Below are 18,325 nucleotides of genomic sequence, written 5' to 3'. Positions count from 1 at the left end.
GTCGCCGCCGTCGACGACGTCCTCGTGCTCGAACCGCCACGAGCCCGGGTAGTCGCGGTTCAGCCGGACGAACGACTCCCTGTCGAACTCCCGGCAGTTCGAAGTGCCGCGCCGAGCACGAACTGCCGCGCCGAGCGCGCGGGGCGGGGCCGCGTCGTGGGGGAGGGGAACCGGTTGTGGAGGTGTGGTGTCGTGACCGACGTCGCGCGCCGGCGCCTGGCCGCGGCCGCCTACCACGGGTTAGGCTGGTTCGACAACCGTTTCTTGGGCGGCATATGGCGGCCACCGAGACAACGTCCTCTAAGACCCAGAACCGAGGGCGTCCGCTCGTGTGCCCGCGCGAGTTGGACAAACGATGAAGTTCTGGCTACGCTAGCGCTTTGCGCTCGCTTGTGCCCCGACGCCTCCCCGCCGACGATGCCCCGCCCTCCGTGATCACGTCTTCGTGACCCCTGGGGCGGTCCACTCCCGCGGTCCGGCGCCTCCAGCCCTCGCAGAGCGTACAGCGTGCCATCGAACTGCAGGGAAGGACCCCTCTTGGCTGCCTCGCGCACCCCTTCTGTTCCGTCCGCCGACGCCATCGCGAACCGCACCGCTTCCCGCCGCGTCTCCTTCGCCAAGATCTACGAGCCGCTCGAGGTCCCCGACCTCCTCGGGCTGCAGACCGAGAGCTTCGACTGGCTCCTCGGCAGCCCCGCCTGGCAGGCCCGGGTCGAGGCGGCCACCGCCGCCGGCCGCTCCGACGTCCCCGCGACGTCGGGCCTCGAGGAGATCTTCGAGGAGATCTCGCCGATCGAGGACTTCGGCCAGTCGATGTCCCTCTCCTTCTCGAACCACCGCTTCGAGCCGCCGAAGTACACCGCGGACGAGTGCAAGGAGAAGGACTTCACCTTCGCCGCCCCGCTGTTCGTGACGGCCGAGTTCGTGAACTACACGACCGGTGAGATCAAGAGCCAGACGGTGTTCATGGGCGACTTCCCGCTCATGACCGCGCGTGGCACGTTCATCATCAACGGCACCGAGCGCGTCGTCGTCTCGCAGCTGGTCCGTTCCCCGGGCGTCTACTTCGAGCGCACCCCCGACAAGACGAGCGACAAGGACGTCTTCTCGGCGAAGGTCATCCCGTCGCGTGGCGCCTGGCTCGAGTTCGAGATCGACAAGCGCGACGCCGTCGGCGTGCGCGTCGACCGCAAGCGCAAGCAGCCCGTCACCGTCCTGCTGAAGGCGCTCGGCCTCACCGAGGCGGAGATCCGCGAGGAGTTCGCCGACTTCCCGTCCGTGCTCGACACGCTCGAGAAGGACCACGTCCACACGCAGGACGAGGCCCTCGTCGACCTGTACCGCAAGATCCGCCCGGGCGAGCCGCCCACGGTCGAGGCCGGTCGCGCGCTGCTCGAGAACTTCTACTTCAACCCGAAGCGCTACGACCTCGCGAAGGTCGGCCGCTACAAGATCAGCAAGAAGCTGGGCGTCGACGCGCCGCTGGCCGACTCCACGCTGTCCGTGACCGACGTCGTCGCCACGATCAAGTACCTGGCCGCGCTGCACGCCGACCGGGAGACCATCCCCGGCACCCGTGACGGCCAGCCGACCGAGGTCCGCGTCGAGACGGACGACATCGACCACTTCGGCAACCGCCGCATCCGCGCCGTCGGCGAGCTCATCCAGAACCAGGTGCGCACGGGCCTGTCCCGCATGGAGCGCGTGGTCCGCGAGCGCATGACGACGCAGGACGTCGAGGCGATCACGCCGCAGACGCTGATCAACATCCGCCCCGTGGTGGCGTCGATCCGCGAGTTCTTCGGCACCTCGCAGCTGTCGCAGTTCATGGACCAGAACAACCCGCTCGCGGGCCTGACGCACAAGCGTCGTCTGAACGCCCTCGGCCCGGGTGGTCTGTCCCGCGACCGCGCCGGCATGGAGGTCCGTGACGTCCACCCGTCGCACTACGGCCGCATGTGCCCGATCGAGACCCCTGAGGGTCCGAACATCGGCCTCATCGGCTCGCTCGCGTCGTTCGGTCGCATCAACCCGTTCGGCTTCATCGAGACGCCGTACCGCAAGGTCACCGACGGCAAGGTCACGGACGAGATCGTCTACCTGACCGCCGACGACGAGGACCGGCACATCATCGCCCAGGCGAACACCGAGCTCGCCGTGGACGGCACGTTCCTCAACGACCGCGTCCTGGTGCGCACCAAGGGCGGCGAGACCGACGACCTGCCGCCGGCCGAGGTCGACTACATGGACGTCTCGCCGCGCCAGATGGTGTCCGTCGCGACGGCGCTCATCCCGTTCCTCGAGCACGACGACGCGAACCGCGCGCTCATGGGCGCGAACATGCAGCGCCAGGCCGTGCCGCTGGTGCGCTCCGAGGCGCCGCTGGTCGGCACCGGCATGGAGCGTCGCGCGGCGGTCGACGCCGGCGACGTCATCGTGGCGACCAAGCCCGGCGTGGTCACCGAGGTGTCCGCGGACCTGGTCCTCGTCGCGAACGACGACGGCACCACGGGCTCGTACCGTGCGGCCAAGTTCCGCCGCTCGAACCAGGGCACCAGCTACAACCAGCGCGTGCTCGTGGACGAGGGCCAGCGGGTCGAGGTCGGCTCCGTGCTGGCCGACGGCCCGGCGACCGACGAGGGCGACCTCGCGCTCGGCCGCAACCTGCTCGTCGCGTTCATGTCGTGGGAGGGCCACAACTACGAGGACGCGATCATCCTGTCGCAGCGCCTCGTGGAGGACGACGTCCTGTCCTCGATCCACATCGAGGAGCACGAGGTCGACGCCCGCGACACCAAGCTCGGGCCCGAGGAGATCACGCGGGACATCCCGAACGTCTCCGAGGACGTCCTGGCGGACCTCGACGAGCGCGGTGTCATCCGCATCGGTGCCGAGGTCGGCGCGGGCGACGTCCTGGTCGGCAAGGTCACCCCGAAGGGCGAGACCGAGCTGACCCCGGAGGAGCGCCTGCTGCGCGCCATCTTCGGCGAGAAGGCCCGCGAGGTGCGCGACACGTCCCTCAAGGTGCCCCACGGCGAGCAGGGCACCGTCATCGGCGTCCGCGAGTTCAACCGCGAGGACGGCGACGAGCTGCCCGCCGGCGTGAACCAGCTGGTCCGCGTCTACATCGCCCAGCGCCGCAAGATCACCGTCGGCGACAAGCTCGCCGGCCGCCACGGCAACAAGGGCGTCATCTCGAAGATCCTGCCGCAGGAGGACATGCCGTTCCTCCCCGACGGCACGCCGGTCGACGTCATCCTCAACCCGCTGGGCGTGCCCGGCCGCATGAACGTCGGCCAGGTCCTCGAGACGCACCTCGGGTGGGTCGCGAGCCGCGGCTGGGACATCGAGCTGGCCGAGGGCGAGGACCTCTCCTGGAAGGAGACCCTGCCCGAGGTCGCGTCGAAGTCCGAGCCCGGGACGCCGGTGGCGACGCCGGTGTTCGACGGCCTCGAGGAGTCGGGCCTGCGCGGCCTGCTCTCCACGACGCTGCCGAACCGCGACGGCGACCGCATGGTCGCGACGGACGGCAAGGCCCGGCTGTTCGACGGCCGCTCCGGCGAGCCGTTCCCGGACCCGGTGTCGGTGGGCTACATGTACATCCTCAAGCTCCACCACCTGGTCGACGACAAGATCCACGCGCGCTCGACCGGCCCGTACTCGATGATCACGCAGCAGCCGCTGGGTGGTAAGGCGCAGTTCGGCGGCCAGCGCTTCGGCGAGATGGAGGTGTGGGCCCTCGAGGCGTACGGCGCGGCCTACACGCTGCAGGAGCTGCTCACCATCAAGTCCGACGACGTCCCGGGCCGCGTGAAGGTCTACGAGGCGATCGTCAAGGGCGAGAACATCCCCGACTCGGGCATCCCGGAGTCCTTCAAGGTGCTCCTCAAGGAGATGCAGTCGCTGTGCCTGAACGTCGAGGTGCTCTCGAGCGACGGGACCTCCATCGAGATGAAGGAGTCCGACGACGAGGTGTACCGCGCCGCGGAGGAGCTGGGCATCGATCTGTCGCGCCGCCCCAACTCGGCCGCCACGGTCGACGAGATCTGATCCAGCGACCAGCTGAACTCCACGGACATTCGAAAGCTTTGAGGAAGTAGGACATCTTGCTCGACGTCAACGTCTTCGACGAGCTGCGTATCGGCCTGGCCACGGCCGACGACATCCGTGCCTGGTCGCACGGAGAGGTCAAGAAGCCCGAGACCATCAACTACCGCACCCTGAAGCCGGAGAAGGACGGGCTCTTCTGCGAGAAGATCTTCGGCCCCACCCGGGACTGGGAGTGCTACTGCGGCAAGTACAAGCGCGTGCGCTTCAAGGGCATCATCTGCGAGCGCTGCGGCGTCGAGGTGACGCGCTCGAAGGTGCGCCGTGAGCGCATGGGCCACATCGAGCTCGCCGCCCCGGTCACGCACATCTGGTTCTTCAAGGGTGTGCCGTCGCGCCTCGGCTACCTGCTGGACCTGGCCCCGAAGGACCTGGAGAAGGTCATCTACTTCGCGGCCTACATGGTCACGTGGGTCGACGACGAGGCCCGTCACGAGGACCTCCCGAACCTCCAGAACGAGATCGACCTGGAGAAGAAGGAGATCTCGGACCGCCGCGACAACGACATCAACACCCGCGCCGCCAAGCTCGAGGCCGACCTGGCCGAGCTGGAGGCCGAGGGCGCCAAGGCCGACGCGCGCCGCAAGGTGCGCGACTCCGCCGAGCGCGAGATGGCTCAGCTGCGCAAGCGTGCCGACCAGGAGCTGGACCGCCTCGAGCAGGTCTGGGACCGCTTCAAGAACCTCAAGGTCGCGGACCTCGAGGGCGACGAGATGCTGTACCGCCAGCTCGTCGACCGGTACGGCACGTACTTCGAGGGCTCGATGGGCGCCGCGGCGATCCAGAAGCGCCTCGAGAGCTTCGACCTGGAGGCCGAGGCCGAGTCGCTGCGCGAGACCATCCGCACCGGCAAGGGCCAGCGCAAGACGCGCGCGCTCAAGCGCCTGAAGGTCGTCAACGCGTTCCTCACGACGACGAACTCGCCCACGGCGATGGTGCTCGACGCCGTCCCGGTCATCCCGCCGGACCTGCGCCCGATGGTGCAGCTCGACGGTGGCCGCTTCGCGACGTCGGACCTCAACGACCTGTACCGCCGCGTGATCAACCGCAACAACCGGCTCAAGCGTCTGCTCGACCTGGGCGCGCCGGAGATCATCGTCAACAACGAGAAGCGGATGCTCCAGGAGGCCGTGGACTCGCTGTTCGACAACGGTCGCCGCGGCCGTCCGGTCACGGGCCCGGGCAACCGCCCGCTGAAGTCGATCTCCGACATGCTCAAGGGCAAGCAGGGCCGGTTCCGCCAGAACCTGCTCGGCAAGCGCGTCGACTACTCGGGCCGTTCGGTCATCGTGGTCGGCCCGCAGCTCAAGCTGCACCAGTGCGGCCTGCCCAAGCAGATGGCGCTCGAGCTGTTCAAGCCGTTCGTCATGAAGCGTCTGGTCGAGCTCAACCACGCGCAGAACATCAAGAGCGCCAAGCGCATGGTCGAGCGCACCCGCGGCGAGGTGTGGGACGTGCTGGAGGAGGTCATCCAGGAGCACCCGGTGCTGCTGAACCGTGCCCCCACCCTGCACCGCCTCGGCATCCAGGCGTTCGAGCCGCAGCTCGTCGAGGGCAAGGCCATCCACCTGCACCCGCTCGTGTGCGCCGCGTTCAACGCGGACTTCGACGGCGACCAGATGGCGGTCCACCTGCCCCTGAGCGCCGAGGCGCAGGCCGAGGCCCGCATCCTCATGCTCTCGAGCAACAACATCCTCAAGCCGTCGGACGGCCGTCCGGTGACCATGCCCTCGCAGGACATGATCATCGGTCTGCACCACCTCACCTCGGACCGCCCCGGCGCGACGGGGGAGGGGCGCGTGTTCTCCTCGCAGGCCGAGGCGATCATGGCCCTCGACCGTGGCGAGCTGGACCTCAACGCCACGATCAAGCTGCGGATGTCGGACCTCGTTCCGCCGACCAGCGGCTTCGAGGCCCCCGAGGGCTGGGAGCCCGGGCAGGCGCTGCTGTTCGAGACCACCCTGGGCCGCACGATCTTCAACGAGGCGCTCCCGATCGACTACCCGTTCCAGAACGGCGTCGTCGGCAAGAAGGAGCTCTCGACGATCGTCAACGACCTGGCGGAGCGCTACCCGAAGGTCGACGTCGCGACGTCGCTCGACGCGCTGAAGGACGCCGGCTACCGGTGGGCCACGCGCTCGGGCGTCACGATCGCGATCTCCGACGTGGCGATGCCGGCCGTCAAGGACACGATCCTCGACGAGCACGAGCAGCGTGCGCTCAAGGTGCAGGACCAGTTCGACAAGGGTCTGATCACCGACGACGAGCGTCGCCAGGAGCTCATCGAGATCTGGACGCAGGCCACCGACAAGATCGCGTCGGTCATGCGCGAGAACCTCGAGAGCAACTCGCGGAACACGCTGTACCGCATGGTGTCCTCGGGCGCCCGTGGTAACTGGATGCAGGTCCGTCAGATCGCCGGTATGCGCGGCCTCGTGGCGAACCCGAAGGGCGAGATCATCCCCCGCCCGATCAAGTCCAACTACCGCGAGGGCCTGTCCGTCCTCGAGTACTTCATCGCCTCGCACGGTGCCCGCAAGGGTCTGGCGGACACGGCGCTGCGTACCGCGGACTCCGGCTACCTGACCCGTCGACTCGTCGACGTGTCGCAGGACGTCATCATCCGCGAGGAGGACTGCGGCACCGAGCGCGGCCTCACGCTGCCCGTCGCCGAGCGCATCGGTGACGTGCTGGTGCCGCACCCGCGCGTCGAGACGAGCATCTACTCGCGCACGTTCGCGACGGACGTCGTGGACGGCGACGGCAACGTCGTGGCCGAGGCGGGCTCGGACGCGGGCGACGTGATCATCGACAAGGTGATCGCCGCCGGCATCGAGAACGTCAAGGTCCGGTCCGTGCTGACCTGCGAGTCGCGCGTCGGCACCTGCGCCAAGTGCTACGGCCGCTCCCTGGCCACCGGCAAGCTGGTGGACATCGGCGAGGCCGTCGGCATCATCGCGGCGCAGTCGATCGGTGAGCCGGGCACGCAGCTGACGATGCGTACCTTCCACACCGGTGGTGTCGCCTCCGCGGAGGACATCACGCAGGGTCTGCCCCGTGTCACCGAGCTGTTCGAGGCCCGCACCCCCAAGGGTGAGGCCCCGATCGCGGAGTACACCGGCACCGTGGCGATCGAGGACACGGAGCGCACGCGCCACCTGGTCCTCACGCCGGCCGACGGCGGCGAGGAGATCCGCTACCCGGTGACCAAGCGTGCCCGCCTCCTGATCGCCGACGGCGAGCAGGTCCAGGTCGGTACGCAGCTGGTCCAGGGCGCCGTCGACCCGAAGAAGGTGCTGCGCATCCTCGGCCCGCGTGCCACGCAGAAGCACCTGGTGGACGAGGTCCAGGAGACCTACCGCTCGCAGGGTGTGGACATCCACGACAAGCACATCGAGGTCATCGTGCGGCAGATGCTGCGTCGCGTGACCGTGCTCGACTCGGGTGACTCGCACCTGCTGCCGGGTGAGCTCGCGGAGCGCGTCCGCTTCGAGGACGCGAACCGTCGTGCCGTGGCGGAGGGTGGCCAGCCGGCCTCCGGCCGTCCGGAGCTCATGGGCATCACGAAGGCCTCGCTCGCCACCGACTCGTGGCTCTCGGCCGCCTCCTTCCAGGAGACGACCCGCGTGCTGACCGAGGCGTCGATGAGCGGCCGTCGTGACCCGCTGCTGGGCCTCAAGGAGAACGTCATCCTCGGTAAGCTCATCCCCGCCGGCACGGGCCTGCCCCGCTACCGGAACATCGAGGTCGAGCCGACCGAGCAGGCCAAGGCCGAGCTCTACCCGAGCTTCGGATACGACGAGATCGACTTCCCGACGCTCGGTATGGGTTCGGGCGAGGCGATCCCGCTGGAGGACCTGGACTTCGGCGACTTCCGCTGATCCGCTGATCCTCACCACGAGGTAGTCCGGGAGGGGCGCACGTCACAGCGTGCGTCCCTCCCGTTCCTTTGACCCCGCTTGCTTCCGCGGGTAATCTTGGAAGCCGTGCCCGTGCCGTCGCGCGCGCATCTCGCTGTCAGCCCAGAGCCTCAACGCTCGGGCCGGCTGCCGGAGGCGCCGCCGACCTGAGCGCACAGGTACCCCGGGAACATCGCTCGGACTGTCCGTCAGGACGGGGGAGCTGACCCGGGCCATCGAGCCGGTGGTAAGTGGCGTTGCGGTCCGTGAGGGCCGCGGGTGCCGCATGCGATCGGCGCGCACCAGCCAGACAGACCACCGTCGGGGGCCGGCCGGCCCTCGAGAGCTCGAGAAGACGACGGAGACGTAGTGCCTACGATCCAGCAGCTCGTCCGCAAGGGCCGGAGCACGAAGGCCGTGGCGTCGAAGACGCCCGCCCTCAAGGCCTCCCCCCAGCGGCGCGGCGTGTGCACGCGCGTGTACACCACCACCCCCAAGAAGCCGAACTCCGCGCTCCGCAAGGTCGCGCGCGTCAAGCTGTCCTCGGGTACCGAGGTCACGGCGTACATCCCCGGTGTCGGCCACAACCTGCAGGAGCACTCGATCGTGCTCGTCCGCGGCGGCCGTGTGAAGGACCTCCCGGGTGTCCGCTACAAGATCGTGCGCGGCGCGCTCGACACGCAGGGCGTGAAGAACCGCAAGCAGGCCCGCAGCAAGTACGGCGCGAAGAAGGAGAAGGCCTGATGCCTCGCAAGGGTCCGGCCCCCAAGCGGCCGCTCATCGTCGACCCCGTCTACGGGTCGCCCGTCGTCACGCAGCTGATCAACAAGGTCCTGCTCGACGGCAAGAAGTCCACCGCCGAGGCGATCGTCTACGGCGCCCTCGAGGGCGTCCGTGCCAAGACGGACCAGGACCCGGTCGTCGTGCTCAAGCGCGCGCTGGAGAACGTCCGCCCGGCCCTCGAGGTCCGCTCCCGCCGTGTCGGTGGCGCCACCTACCAGGTGCCGGTCGAGGTGCGCCCCGTGCGTTCCACGACGCTCGCGCTGCGCTGGCTCACGGACTTCTCGCGCGCCCGTCGCGAGAAGACGATGACCGAGCGCCTCATGAACGAGATCCTCGACGCCTCCAACGGCCTCGGTGCCGCGGTGAAGCGCCGCGAGGACATGCACAAGATGGCCGACTCGAACAAGGCCTTCGCGCACTACCGCTGGTGATGCGCACGGACGGCTCCGGGTAACCCCCGGGGCCGTCCGAGGATCCGGAACCGGCCGGCAGCCGGCCCTCCGGCCCGGCTTCCGACCTTCCACCGACAAGGGGTAAGACACCGTGGCACTCGACGTGCTGACCGACCTGAACAAGGTCCGCAACATCGGCATCATGGCCCATATCGATGCCGGCAAGACCACCACCACCGAGCGCATCCTGTTCTACACCGGTGTGAACTACAAGATCGGTGAGACGCACGACGGTGCGTCGACGATGGACTGGATGGAGCAGGAGCAGGAGCGCGGCATCACGATCACGTCCGCCGCGACGACCTGCTACTGGAAGAACAACCAGATCAACATCATCGACACCCCGGGTCACGTGGACTTCACCGTCGAGGTCGAGCGCTCGCTGCGCGTGCTCGACGGTGCCGTCGCGGTGTTCGACGGCAAGGAGGGCGTGGAGCCCCAGTCGGAGACCGTGTGGCGCCAGGCCGACAAGTACGACGTCCCGCGCATCTGCTTCGTCAACAAGATGGACAAGCTGGGTGCCGACTTCTACTTCACGGTCGACACGATCGTCAACCGCCTCAAGGCGAAGCCGCTGGTCATCCAGCTGCCGATCGGCGCCGAGAACGACTTCGAGGGCGTCGTCGACCTGCTCGAGATGAAGGCGCTCACCTGGCGCGGTGACACCAAGATGGGTGAGGAGTACGCGGTCGAGGAGATCCCGGCCGACCTCGTCGAGAAGGCCGAGCAGTACCGGGCCGAGCTCGTCGAGGCCGTCGCCGAGGCCGACGACGACCTGCTCGAGAAGTTCCTCGGTGGCGAGGAGCTCACGATCGCCGAGATCAAGTCCGGCATCCGCAAGCTCGTCATCCGCTCCGAGGCCTTCCCGGTCCTGTGCGGCTCGGCGTTCAAGAACAAGGGCGTGCAGCCCATGCTCGACGCCGTGATCGACTACCTGCCGTCCCCGCTCGACGTCCCGGCCGTCCAGGGCCACGACGTCAAGGACGCGGAGAAGCTCATCGAGCGTCGCCCGGACGAGACGGAGCCGTTCTCGGCCCTGGCGTTCAAGGTCGCCACGCACCCGTTCTTCGGCAAGCTCACCTACGTCCGCGTCTACTCGGGCAAGGTCGCGCAGGGCGCCCAGGTCCAGAACTCGACCAAGGGCAAGAAGGAGCGCATCGGGAAGCTCTTCCAGATGCACTCCAACAAGGAGAACCCGGTCGAGGAGGCCCACGCCGGGCACATCTACGCCTTCATCGGGCTCAAGGACGTCACCACCGGTGACACCCTGTGCGACCCGGCGAACCCGGTCATCCTCGAGTCGATGACCTTCCCGGAGCCGGTCATCGACGTGGCCATCGAGCCGAAGACGAAGGCCGACCAGGAGAAGCTCTCCACGGCGATCCAGAAGCTCGCCCAGGAGGACCCGACCTTCCGCGTCAAGCTGGACGAGGAGACCGGCCAGACCGTCATCGGCGGCATGGGCGAGCTCCACCTCGACATCCTCGTCGACCGCATGCGTCGCGAGTTCAAGGTCGAGGCGAACGTCGGCAAGCCGCAGGTCGCGTACCGCGAGACGATCCGCCGCACCGCGGAGAAGATCGACTACACGCACAAGAAGCAGACCGGTGGCTCGGGCCAGTTCGCCAAGGTCCAGGTGACCTTCGAGCCGCTCGAGACGGCGGAGGGTGAGCTCTACGAGTTCGCCAACGCCGTCACCGGTGGTCGCATCCCGCGCGAGTACATCCCGTCCGTGGACGCCGGTATCCAGTCGGCGATGCAGCAGGGCGTGCTGGCCGGGTTCCCCGTGGTCGGGGTCAAGGCCACGCTGCTCGACGGCGCGTACCACGACGTCGACTCCTCGGAGATGGCGTTCAAGATCGCCGGCTCGATGGTCTTCAAGGAGGGCATCAAGCGGGCCGACCCGGTCATCCTCGAGCCCGTGATGGCCGTCGAGGTCCGGACGCCCGAGGAGTACATGGGCGACGTGATCGGTGACATCAACTCGCGTCGTGGGATGATCCAGTCCATGGAGGACGCGACCGGTGTCAAGGTCGTGCGCGCCCAGGTACCGTTGAGCGAGATGTTCGGGTACATCGGTGACCTGCGTTCCAAGACGCAGGGCCGTGCGGTGTACTCGATGCAGTTCGACAGCTACGCCGAGGTTCCTCGTAACGTTGCTGAAGAGATCATCAAGAAGACCCGGGGCGAGTGAGTCCCCACAGGTCGACGACCAGCACAACCATCAACCTGTAGGAAACCCCGTCGCCCCGCGGGATGTAGGCTCTCTCGCCGAGTCTCGCAACGTTCGGGAACATCTACCCAAGTCCCAGGAGGACCCCAGTGGCTAAGGCCAAGTTCGAGCGGACCAAGCCGCACGTCAACATCGGCACGATCGGGCACGTCGACCACGGCAAGACGACGCTGACCGCCGCGATCTCGAAGACGCTTGCGGACACGTACCCCGACCTGCCGGCGAACACGCAGCGCAACTTCGACGAGATCGACGCCGCGCCGGAGGAGAAGCAGCGCGGTATCACGATCAACATCGCGCACATCGAGTACGAGACGCCGAAGCGTCACTACGCGCACGTCGACGCGCCGGGTCACGCCGACTACATCAAGAACATGATCACCGGTGCCGCCCAGATGGACGGCGCGATCCTGGTGGTCGCGGCGACCGACGGCCCGATGGCCCAGACGCGCGAGCACGTGCTGCTGGCCCGCCAGGTGGGCGTCCCCTACCTGCTGGTCGCGCTGAACAAGGCCGACATGGTCGACGACGAGGAGATCCTCGAGCTCGTCGAGATGGAGGTCCGCGAGCTGCTGTCGTCGCAGGAGTTCGACGGCGACAACGCGCCCGTCGTCCGCGTCTCCGGCCTCAAGGCCCTCGAGGGTGACCCCGAGTGGACCAAGTCGGTCCTGGAGCTCATGGAGGCCGTGGACGAGAACGTCCCCGACCCGGTCCGCGAGCTCGACAAGCCGTTCCTCATGCCGATCGAGGACGTCTTCACCATCACCGGCCGCGGCACCGTCGTGACCGGCAAGGTGGAGCGCGGTGCGCTCGACGTCAACTCCGAGGTCGAGATCGTCGGCATCCGTGCGCCCCAGAAGACCACGGTCACCGGTATCGAGACGTTCCACAAGCAGATGGACCAGGCTCAGGCCGGCGACAACACCGGTCTGCTCCTGCGCGGCATCAAGCGCGAGGACGTCGAGCGTGGCCAGGTCGTCGTGAAGCCGGGTTCGATCACCCCGCACACGAACTTCGAGGCGCAGGTCTACATCCTGGGCAAGGACGAGGGCGGCCGTCACAACCCGTTCTACTCGAACTACCGTCCGCAGTTCTACTTCCGGACCACGGACGTCACCGGCGTCATCACGCTGCCCGAGGGCACCGAGATGGTCATGCCCGGCGACAACACCGAGATGTCGGTGGAGCTGATCCAGCCCATCGCCATGGAGGAGGGCCTCGGCTTCGCCATCCGTGAGGGTGGCCGCACGGTCGGTTCCGGCCGTGTCACCAAGATCAACAAGTGATCATCGCTTGATCTTGGTCGGCTGAAGCTCGGCTGATCGTCCGGAGGCCCGGGCCCGACGAGGGTTCGGGCCTCCGGCACGTCCGGACGCGGGATTGCGTCCGGCGTCACAGCGGTTCTCCCCGGTTCCGGCTTGGAATCACGGGGCTCCCTGTGGCAAGATGTTCAGGTTGCCTGTCACGGGCGCGTTCTTTCTCGTGTCGAACAGTGTGTAGCACCACGGTGCGCGTGCCGGTCCGGATCTCCGGAACGGTTCTCGTCACCTGGAGCGGGTCCCCTCCCGGAGAGGGGTCGCGGGGTTGCCGGCTGTCGACGCGCTTGAGCGCCCCGCGGGACACATGTCTCGACAGGCCAGACAAACGTCGTGGTCCGCCCCGCGGACCACAATCAACGGCCCCACGCCGGTTCGGTGTGCGCCCGGGTACGTCGCCTAGCGCGACACGCCCGAGCGCGGGGGTCGGACAGTAGCGGTTCGAGAGAGAGAGTCAGACGACGCCATGGCGGGACAGAAGATCCGCATCCGGCTCAAGTCCTACGACCACGAGGTCATCGACAGCTCGGCGCGCAAGATCGTCGACACGGTGACGCGCGCTGGTGCGACGGTCGTGGGTCCGGTGCCGCTGCCGACGGAGAAGAACGTCTTCACCGTCATCCGGTCGCCTCACAAGTACAAGGACAGCCGCGAGCACTTCGAGATGCGCACGCACAAGCGGCTCATCGACATCATCGATCCCACGCCGAAGGCCGTCGACTCGCTCATGCGTATCGACCTGCCTGCCGACGTGAACATCGAGATCAAGCTCTGAGGCTGGGGGACAACATGACCAACCAGCAGAAGAACGTGACCGCGGTGCTCGGCACGAAGCTCGGCATGACGCAGCTGTGGGACGACGCGGGTCGCCTCGTCCCCGTCACCGTCGTGGCCGTCCCGACCAACGTCGTGACGCAGGTCCGCTCCGCGGACGCCGACGGCTACGCGGCCGTGCAGCTCGCCGCCGGCCAGATCGACCCGCGCAAGGTCACCAAGCCGCTCAAGGGCCACTTCGAGAAGGCCGGCGTCACGCCGCGTCGTCACGTCGCCGAGGTCCGCACCGAGGACGCCGCCGAGTTCACGCTCGGCCAGGAGATCACCGCCGAGGCCTTCGAGGCCGGTGCCGTGGTCGACGTCGTCGGCACCACCAAGGGCAAGGGCACCGCCGGTGTCATGAAGCGCCACGGCTTCTCCGGAGTCGGCGCCTCCCACGGTGCCCACCGCAACCACCGCAAGGCCGGCTCGATCGGCGGCGCCTCGACGCCGTCGCGCGTGTTCAAGGGTCTGCGGATGGCCGGTCGCATGGGCCACGAGCGCATGACCGTCCAGAACCTGACCGTCCACGCGGTCGACGCCGAGAAGGGTCTGCTGCTCGTCAAGGGCGCGGTTCCCGGTCCCAAGGGTGGCGTCGTCGTCGTGCGTACCGCTGCGAAGGGTGCGTGACCCCATGGCCAACCAGACCGTCGACGTGCTCGACGCCCAGGGCAAGAAGGCCGGCACCGCCGAGCTTCCCGCCGAGGTGTTCGACACCGTCACCAACGTCCCGCTGATCCACCAGGTGGTCGTGGCGCAGCGCGCCGCCGCCCGCCAGGGGACGCACGCCACCAAGACCCGCGGCGAGGTCCGCGGTGGTGGCAAGAAGCCGTACAAGCAGAAGGGCACCGGCCGCGCCCGTCAGGGCTCGACCCGCGCCCCGCAGTTCGCCGGCGGTGGCACCGTCCACGGCCCGCAGCCGCGCAAGTACGACCAGCGGACCCCGAAGAAGATGAAGGCCGCCGCGCTCCGCGGTGCCCTCTCCGACCGGGCTCGCGCCGGCCGCGTCCACGTGGTCTCCGGCTTCGGCCTCGACGGTGCGCCGTCGACCCGGACCGCCGTCAAGACGATCGCGGCGCTCACCGAGCGCACGCACGTCCTCGTGGTCACCGAGCGCTCGGACGAGCTGACGATCCTGTCGCTCCGCAACGTCGAGCAGGTCCACCTGCTGACCGCGGACCAGCTCAACACCTACGACGTGCTCGTCTCCGACGACGTCGTCTTCACCGAGGGCGCGCTCGCCGCGTTCCTCGCCGGCCCGGCCACGGGCAAGAGCGTGAAGGCTGTCGCCACGGAGTCCGAGGCGGCCGAGACCGAGGAGGCCACCAAGTGACCGCCGTGACGAAGGACCCGCGCGACATCCTGATCGCGCCGGTCGTCTCCGAGAAGTCCTACAACCTCCTCGACGAGGGCAAGTACACCTTCGTCGTGGACCCGCGGGCCAACAAGACCGAGATCAAGATCGCGGTCGAGCAGGTCTTCGGCGTCAAGGTCGACTCGGTCAACACGATCAACCGCAAGGGCAAGGCGCGTCGCACGCGCTTCGGCCTGGGCAAGCGCAAGGACACGAAGCGCGCGATCGTGACCCTCCGTGAGGGCACGATCGACATCTTCGGCGGTCCGGCTTCCTGAGGCGCAGAGAGCAGATCGAGGACTAACCCATGGGAATCCGTAAGTACAAGCCGACGACGCCCGGACGCCGCGGCTCCAGCGTCGCCGACTTCGTCGAGATCACGCGCTCGCAGCCGGAGAAGTCTCTGGTCCGTCCGCTGTCCAAGACGGGTGGGCGCAACAACTCCGGTCGCATCACGACCCGTCACAAGGGCGGTGGCCACAAGCGTGCCTACCGCGTGATCGACTTCCGTCGCCACGACAAGGACGGCGTGCCCGCCAAGGTCGCGCACATCGAGTACGACCCGAACCGCACGGCTCGGATCGCGCTCCTGCACTACGCGGACGGCACGAAGCGCTACATCGTCGCGCCGAACAAGCTGTCGCAGGGCGACGTCGTCGAGGCCGGTGCCGGCGCCGACATCAAGCCCGGCAACAACCTGCCGCTGCGCAACATCCCGACCGGTACGGTCATCCACGCCGTCGAGCTCCGCCCCGGTGGCGGCGCGAAGATCGCCCGCTCCGCGGGTGCCTCCGTGCAGCTCGTCGCGAAGGACGGCCCGTACGCGCAGCTGCGCATGCCGTCCGGCGAGATCCGCAACGTCGACCTGCGCTGCCGCGCCACGGTCGGCGAGGTGGGCAACGCCGAGCAGTCGAACATCAACTGGGGCAAGGCCGGCCGCAAGCGGTGGAAGGGCGTCCGCCCGACCGTCCGTGGCGTGGTCATGAACCCGGTCGACCACCCGCACGGTGGTGGTGAGGGCAAGACCTCCGGTGGTCGCCACCCGGTCAGCCCGTGGGGCCAGCCCGAGGGCCGGACCCGCCGCCCGAACAAGCCGAGCGACAAGCTGATCGTCCGCCGTCGCCGCACCGGCAAGAAGCGCTGAAAAGGAGCCTGACAGATGCCTCGTAGCCTGAAGAAGGGCCCCTTCGTCGACGACCACCTGCAGAAGAAGGTGGACGCTCAGAACGAGAAGGGGACCAAGAACGTCATCAAGACCTGGTCCCGTCGGTCGGTCATCACGCCCGACTTCCTCGGTCACACCTTCGCCGTGCACGACGGCCGGAAGCACACCCCGGTCTTCGTCACCGAGGCGATGGTCGGCCACAAGCTCGGCGAGTTCGCTCCCACGCGAACCTTCCGCGGCCACGTGAAGGACGACAAGAAGGGCCGTCGCCGCTGACCCCCGGGTCAGCCGGACGACAGGCCCCGACGGTCTGAGAAAAGGAAGCAGGACAGCAATGGAAGCCAAGGCGCAGGCGCGGTTCGTCCGTGTCACGCCCCAGAAGGCCCGGCGCGTCGTGGACCTCATCCGTGGCAAGCAGGCCGCCGAGGCCGTCGCGGTGCTGAAGTTCGCGCCGCAGGCGGCGAGCGAGCCGATCCGCAAGGTTGTGGAGAGCGCCGTCGCGAACGCCCGGGTGAAGGCCGACCGCGCCAGCGAGCGTTTCGACGAGACGGAGCTCTTCGTCTCGGCGGCGTTCGTCGACGAGGGGCCGACGCTCAAGCGGTTCCGTCCGCGGGCGCAGGGGCGTGCGAGCCAGATCCTCAAGCGCACCAGCCACATCACCGTGGTCGTCGCACCGCGTGAGCAGAAGGAAGGGGCCCGATAGTGGGGCAGAAGGTTCACCCGCACGGGTACCGCCTCGGCATCACCACCGACCACCGGTCGCGCTGGTTCGCCGACAGCACCAAGCCTGGTCAGCGGTACCGCGACTACGTCCGCGAGGACGTGGCGATCCGCAAGCTCATGAGCACCGGTCTCGAGCGGGCCGGCATCTCCAAGGTCGAGGTCGAGCGCACCCGCGACCGCGTCCGCGTGGACATCCACACGGCGCGTCCGGGCATCGTCATCGGTCGCCGGGGTGCCGAGGCCGACCGCATCCGCGGCGAGCTCGAGAAGCTCACGGGCAAGCAGGTCCAGCTCAACATCCTCGAGGTCAAGAACGCGGAGATCGACGCGCAGCTGGTCGCGCAGGGCATCGCCGAGCAGCTCGCGAGCCGCGTCTCGTTCCGTCGCGCCATGCGCAAGGGCATCCAGTCCGCGCAGCGCGCCGGTGCCAAGGGCATCCGCGTGCAGGTCTCGGGTCGCCTCGGCGGCGCCGAGATGAGCCGTTCGGAGTTCTACCGCGAGGGTCGTGTGCCGCTGCACACGCTGCGCGCGAACATCGACTACGGCTTCTTCGAGGCCCGCACCACCTTCGGCCGTATCGGCGTGAAGGTGTGGATCTACAAGGGCGACATGACCGAGAAGGAGTTCGCCGCGCAGCAGGCGACTGCCGCCCCCCGCGGGGGTCGTGGTGGTCGTCCGGAGCGCGGGGAGCGCCGCGGTGGCGGTCGTCGCCCCGAGCGTCAGGCCCAGCCGGCCGCCGAGAGCGCCCCCGCGTCCGACGCGGCCCCGGCGCCGGAGCAGGCTGCGGCCCCCGAGTCCGGAACGGAGGCCTGAGTCATGCTGATCCCCCGCAGGCTCAAGCACCGCAAGCAGCACCACCCGAAGCGCTCCGGCGCGGCCAAGGGTGGCACCACGATCGCGTTCGGCGACTACGGCATCCAGGCCCTCGAGCCCGCCTACGTCACCAACCGCCAGATCGAGGCTGCTCGTATCGCGATGACCCGCCACATCAAGCGTGGCGGCAAGGTCTGGATCAACATCTACCCGGACCGTCCCCTGACCAAGAAGCCCGCCGAGACCCGCATGGGTTCCGGCAAGGGCTCGCCCGAGTGGTGGGTCGCCAACGTCAAGCCCGGCCGCATCGTCTTCGAGCTGGCCGGTGTCGACGAGGAGCTGGCCCGTGAGGCCATGCGCCGCGCGATCCACAAGCTCCCGATGAAGTGCCGTTTCGTGGTGCGCGAGGGTGGTGCGAACTGATGGCAGTCGGAACCAAGGGCATGGCCCCCGCTGACCTCGACGGGTTCGACGACGAGAAGCTGGTCGCCGAGCTGAAGAAGGCCAAGGAGGAGCTCTTCAACCTCCGTTTCCAGTCGGCCACCGGCCAGCTGGAGTCCCACGGTCGGATCAAGGCCGTCAAGCGCGACATCGCGCGGATCTACACGGTCCTGCACGAGCGCGAGCTCGGTATCCGCACGGCCCCGAGCGTGAGTGAGTGAGGCAT

The 18,325-nt window shown here is 68.3% G+C and carries 16 protein-coding genes; all 16 read left to right on the top strand.

Annotated elements, in window-relative coordinates:
* The first annotated feature begins 537 nt into the window (after positions 1 to 537).
* The 16 genes from rpoB to rpmC all read left to right on the top strand — a co-directional run bounded on the left by rpoB (position 538) and on the right by rpmC (position 18,320).
* The gene (gene rpoB / locus ABZ493_RS18045; protein WP_430583500.1) at positions 538 to 4,050 is read left to right on the top strand and encodes a DNA-directed RNA polymerase subunit beta; all 3,513 of its coding nucleotides are present in this window, start codon (positions 538 to 540) and stop codon (positions 4,048 to 4,050) included.
* Between the two features lie 56 nt (positions 4,051 to 4,106).
* Positions 4,107 to 7,988: a DNA-directed RNA polymerase subunit beta' gene (locus tag ABZ493_RS18040; protein WP_430583499.1), complete on the top strand. Its 3,882-nt coding sequence runs from the start codon at positions 4,107 to 4,109 to the stop codon at positions 7,986 to 7,988.
* A 387-nt stretch (positions 7,989 to 8,375) separates the two neighbouring features.
* Entirely contained in the window at positions 8,376 to 8,750 is a 375-nt protein-coding gene (gene rpsL / locus ABZ493_RS18035; protein ID WP_225564431.1) for a 30S ribosomal protein S12, read from the top strand.
* Positions 8,750 to 9,220 carry a 30S ribosomal protein S7 gene (gene rpsG / locus ABZ493_RS18030; protein WP_429764774.1) on the top strand — a complete coding sequence of 157 codons (471 nt, stop codon included), beginning with the start codon at positions 8,750 to 8,752 and terminating at the stop codon, positions 9,218 to 9,220. The genes rpsL and rpsG overlap by 1 nt, the downstream gene beginning before the upstream one ends.
* A gap of 112 nt (positions 9,221 to 9,332) precedes the next feature.
* On the top strand, positions 9,333 to 11,435 hold the full coding sequence (gene fusA, locus ABZ493_RS18025) for an elongation factor G (RefSeq protein WP_430583498.1): 2,103 nt from the start codon (positions 9,333 to 9,335) through the stop codon (positions 11,433 to 11,435).
* Between the two features lie 128 nt (positions 11,436 to 11,563).
* Positions 11,564 to 12,760, top strand: a complete 1,197-nt coding sequence (gene tuf / locus ABZ493_RS18020; RefSeq protein WP_430583497.1) for an elongation factor Tu — start codon at positions 11,564 to 11,566, stop codon at positions 12,758 to 12,760.
* Positions 12,761 to 13,256: 496 nt separating this feature from the next.
* The gene (gene rpsJ / locus ABZ493_RS18015; RefSeq protein ID WP_013837837.1) at positions 13,257 to 13,565 is read left to right on the top strand and encodes a 30S ribosomal protein S10; all 309 of its coding nucleotides are present in this window, start codon (positions 13,257 to 13,259) and stop codon (positions 13,563 to 13,565) included.
* A gap of 14 nt (positions 13,566 to 13,579) precedes the next feature.
* On the top strand, positions 13,580 to 14,233 hold the full coding sequence (gene rplC, locus ABZ493_RS18010) for a 50S ribosomal protein L3 (protein WP_429764768.1): 654 nt from the start codon (positions 13,580 to 13,582) through the stop codon (positions 14,231 to 14,233).
* A 4-nt stretch (positions 14,234 to 14,237) separates the two neighbouring features.
* Positions 14,238 to 14,936, top strand: coding sequence for a 50S ribosomal protein L4 (gene rplD / locus ABZ493_RS18005; protein ID WP_430583496.1), 699 nt, complete (start codon positions 14,238 to 14,240; stop codon positions 14,934 to 14,936).
* Positions 14,933 to 15,235, top strand: a complete 303-nt coding sequence (gene rplW / locus ABZ493_RS18000) for a 50S ribosomal protein L23 (protein ID WP_079572420.1) — start codon at positions 14,933 to 14,935, stop codon at positions 15,233 to 15,235. The genes rplD and rplW overlap by 4 nt, the downstream gene beginning before the upstream one ends.
* Before the next feature lie 29 nt (positions 15,236 to 15,264).
* Entirely contained in the window at positions 15,265 to 16,101 is an 837-nt protein-coding gene (gene rplB, locus ABZ493_RS17995) for a 50S ribosomal protein L2 (protein WP_429764765.1), read from the top strand.
* A gap of 15 nt (positions 16,102 to 16,116) precedes the next feature.
* Positions 16,117 to 16,398 (top strand): 30S ribosomal protein S19, encoded by a 282-nt coding sequence (gene rpsS, locus ABZ493_RS17990; RefSeq protein ID WP_075829208.1) that lies wholly within the window; start codon positions 16,117 to 16,119, stop codon positions 16,396 to 16,398.
* Between the two features lie 58 nt (positions 16,399 to 16,456).
* Complete coding sequence (gene rplV / locus ABZ493_RS17985; protein WP_079572426.1) at positions 16,457 to 16,825, top strand: 50S ribosomal protein L22; 369 nt, start codon at positions 16,457 to 16,459, stop codon at positions 16,823 to 16,825.
* Complete coding sequence (gene rpsC / locus ABZ493_RS17980; protein ID WP_430547437.1) at positions 16,825 to 17,658, top strand: 30S ribosomal protein S3; 834 nt, start codon at positions 16,825 to 16,827, stop codon at positions 17,656 to 17,658. Before rplV ends, rpsC begins: the two co-directional genes overlap by 1 nt.
* Before the next feature lie 3 nt (positions 17,659 to 17,661).
* A complete protein-coding gene (gene rplP, locus ABZ493_RS17975) occupies positions 17,662 to 18,081 on the top strand; it encodes a 50S ribosomal protein L16 (protein WP_429727849.1) in 420 nt (139 codons plus the stop codon).
* Positions 18,081 to 18,320: a 50S ribosomal protein L29 gene (gene rpmC / locus ABZ493_RS17970; protein ID WP_079572432.1), complete on the top strand. Its 240-nt coding sequence runs from the start codon at positions 18,081 to 18,083 to the stop codon at positions 18,318 to 18,320. The genes rplP and rpmC overlap by 1 nt, the downstream gene beginning before the upstream one ends.
* Positions 18,321 to 18,325 lie beyond the last annotated feature (5 nt).

The organism is Isoptericola sp. NPDC019482 (genome assembly GCF_040632295.1).
Classification (GTDB): domain Bacteria; phylum Actinomycetota; class Actinomycetes; order Actinomycetales; family Cellulomonadaceae; genus Isoptericola.
This window is presented reverse-complemented; position numbering and strand designations above follow the sequence as displayed.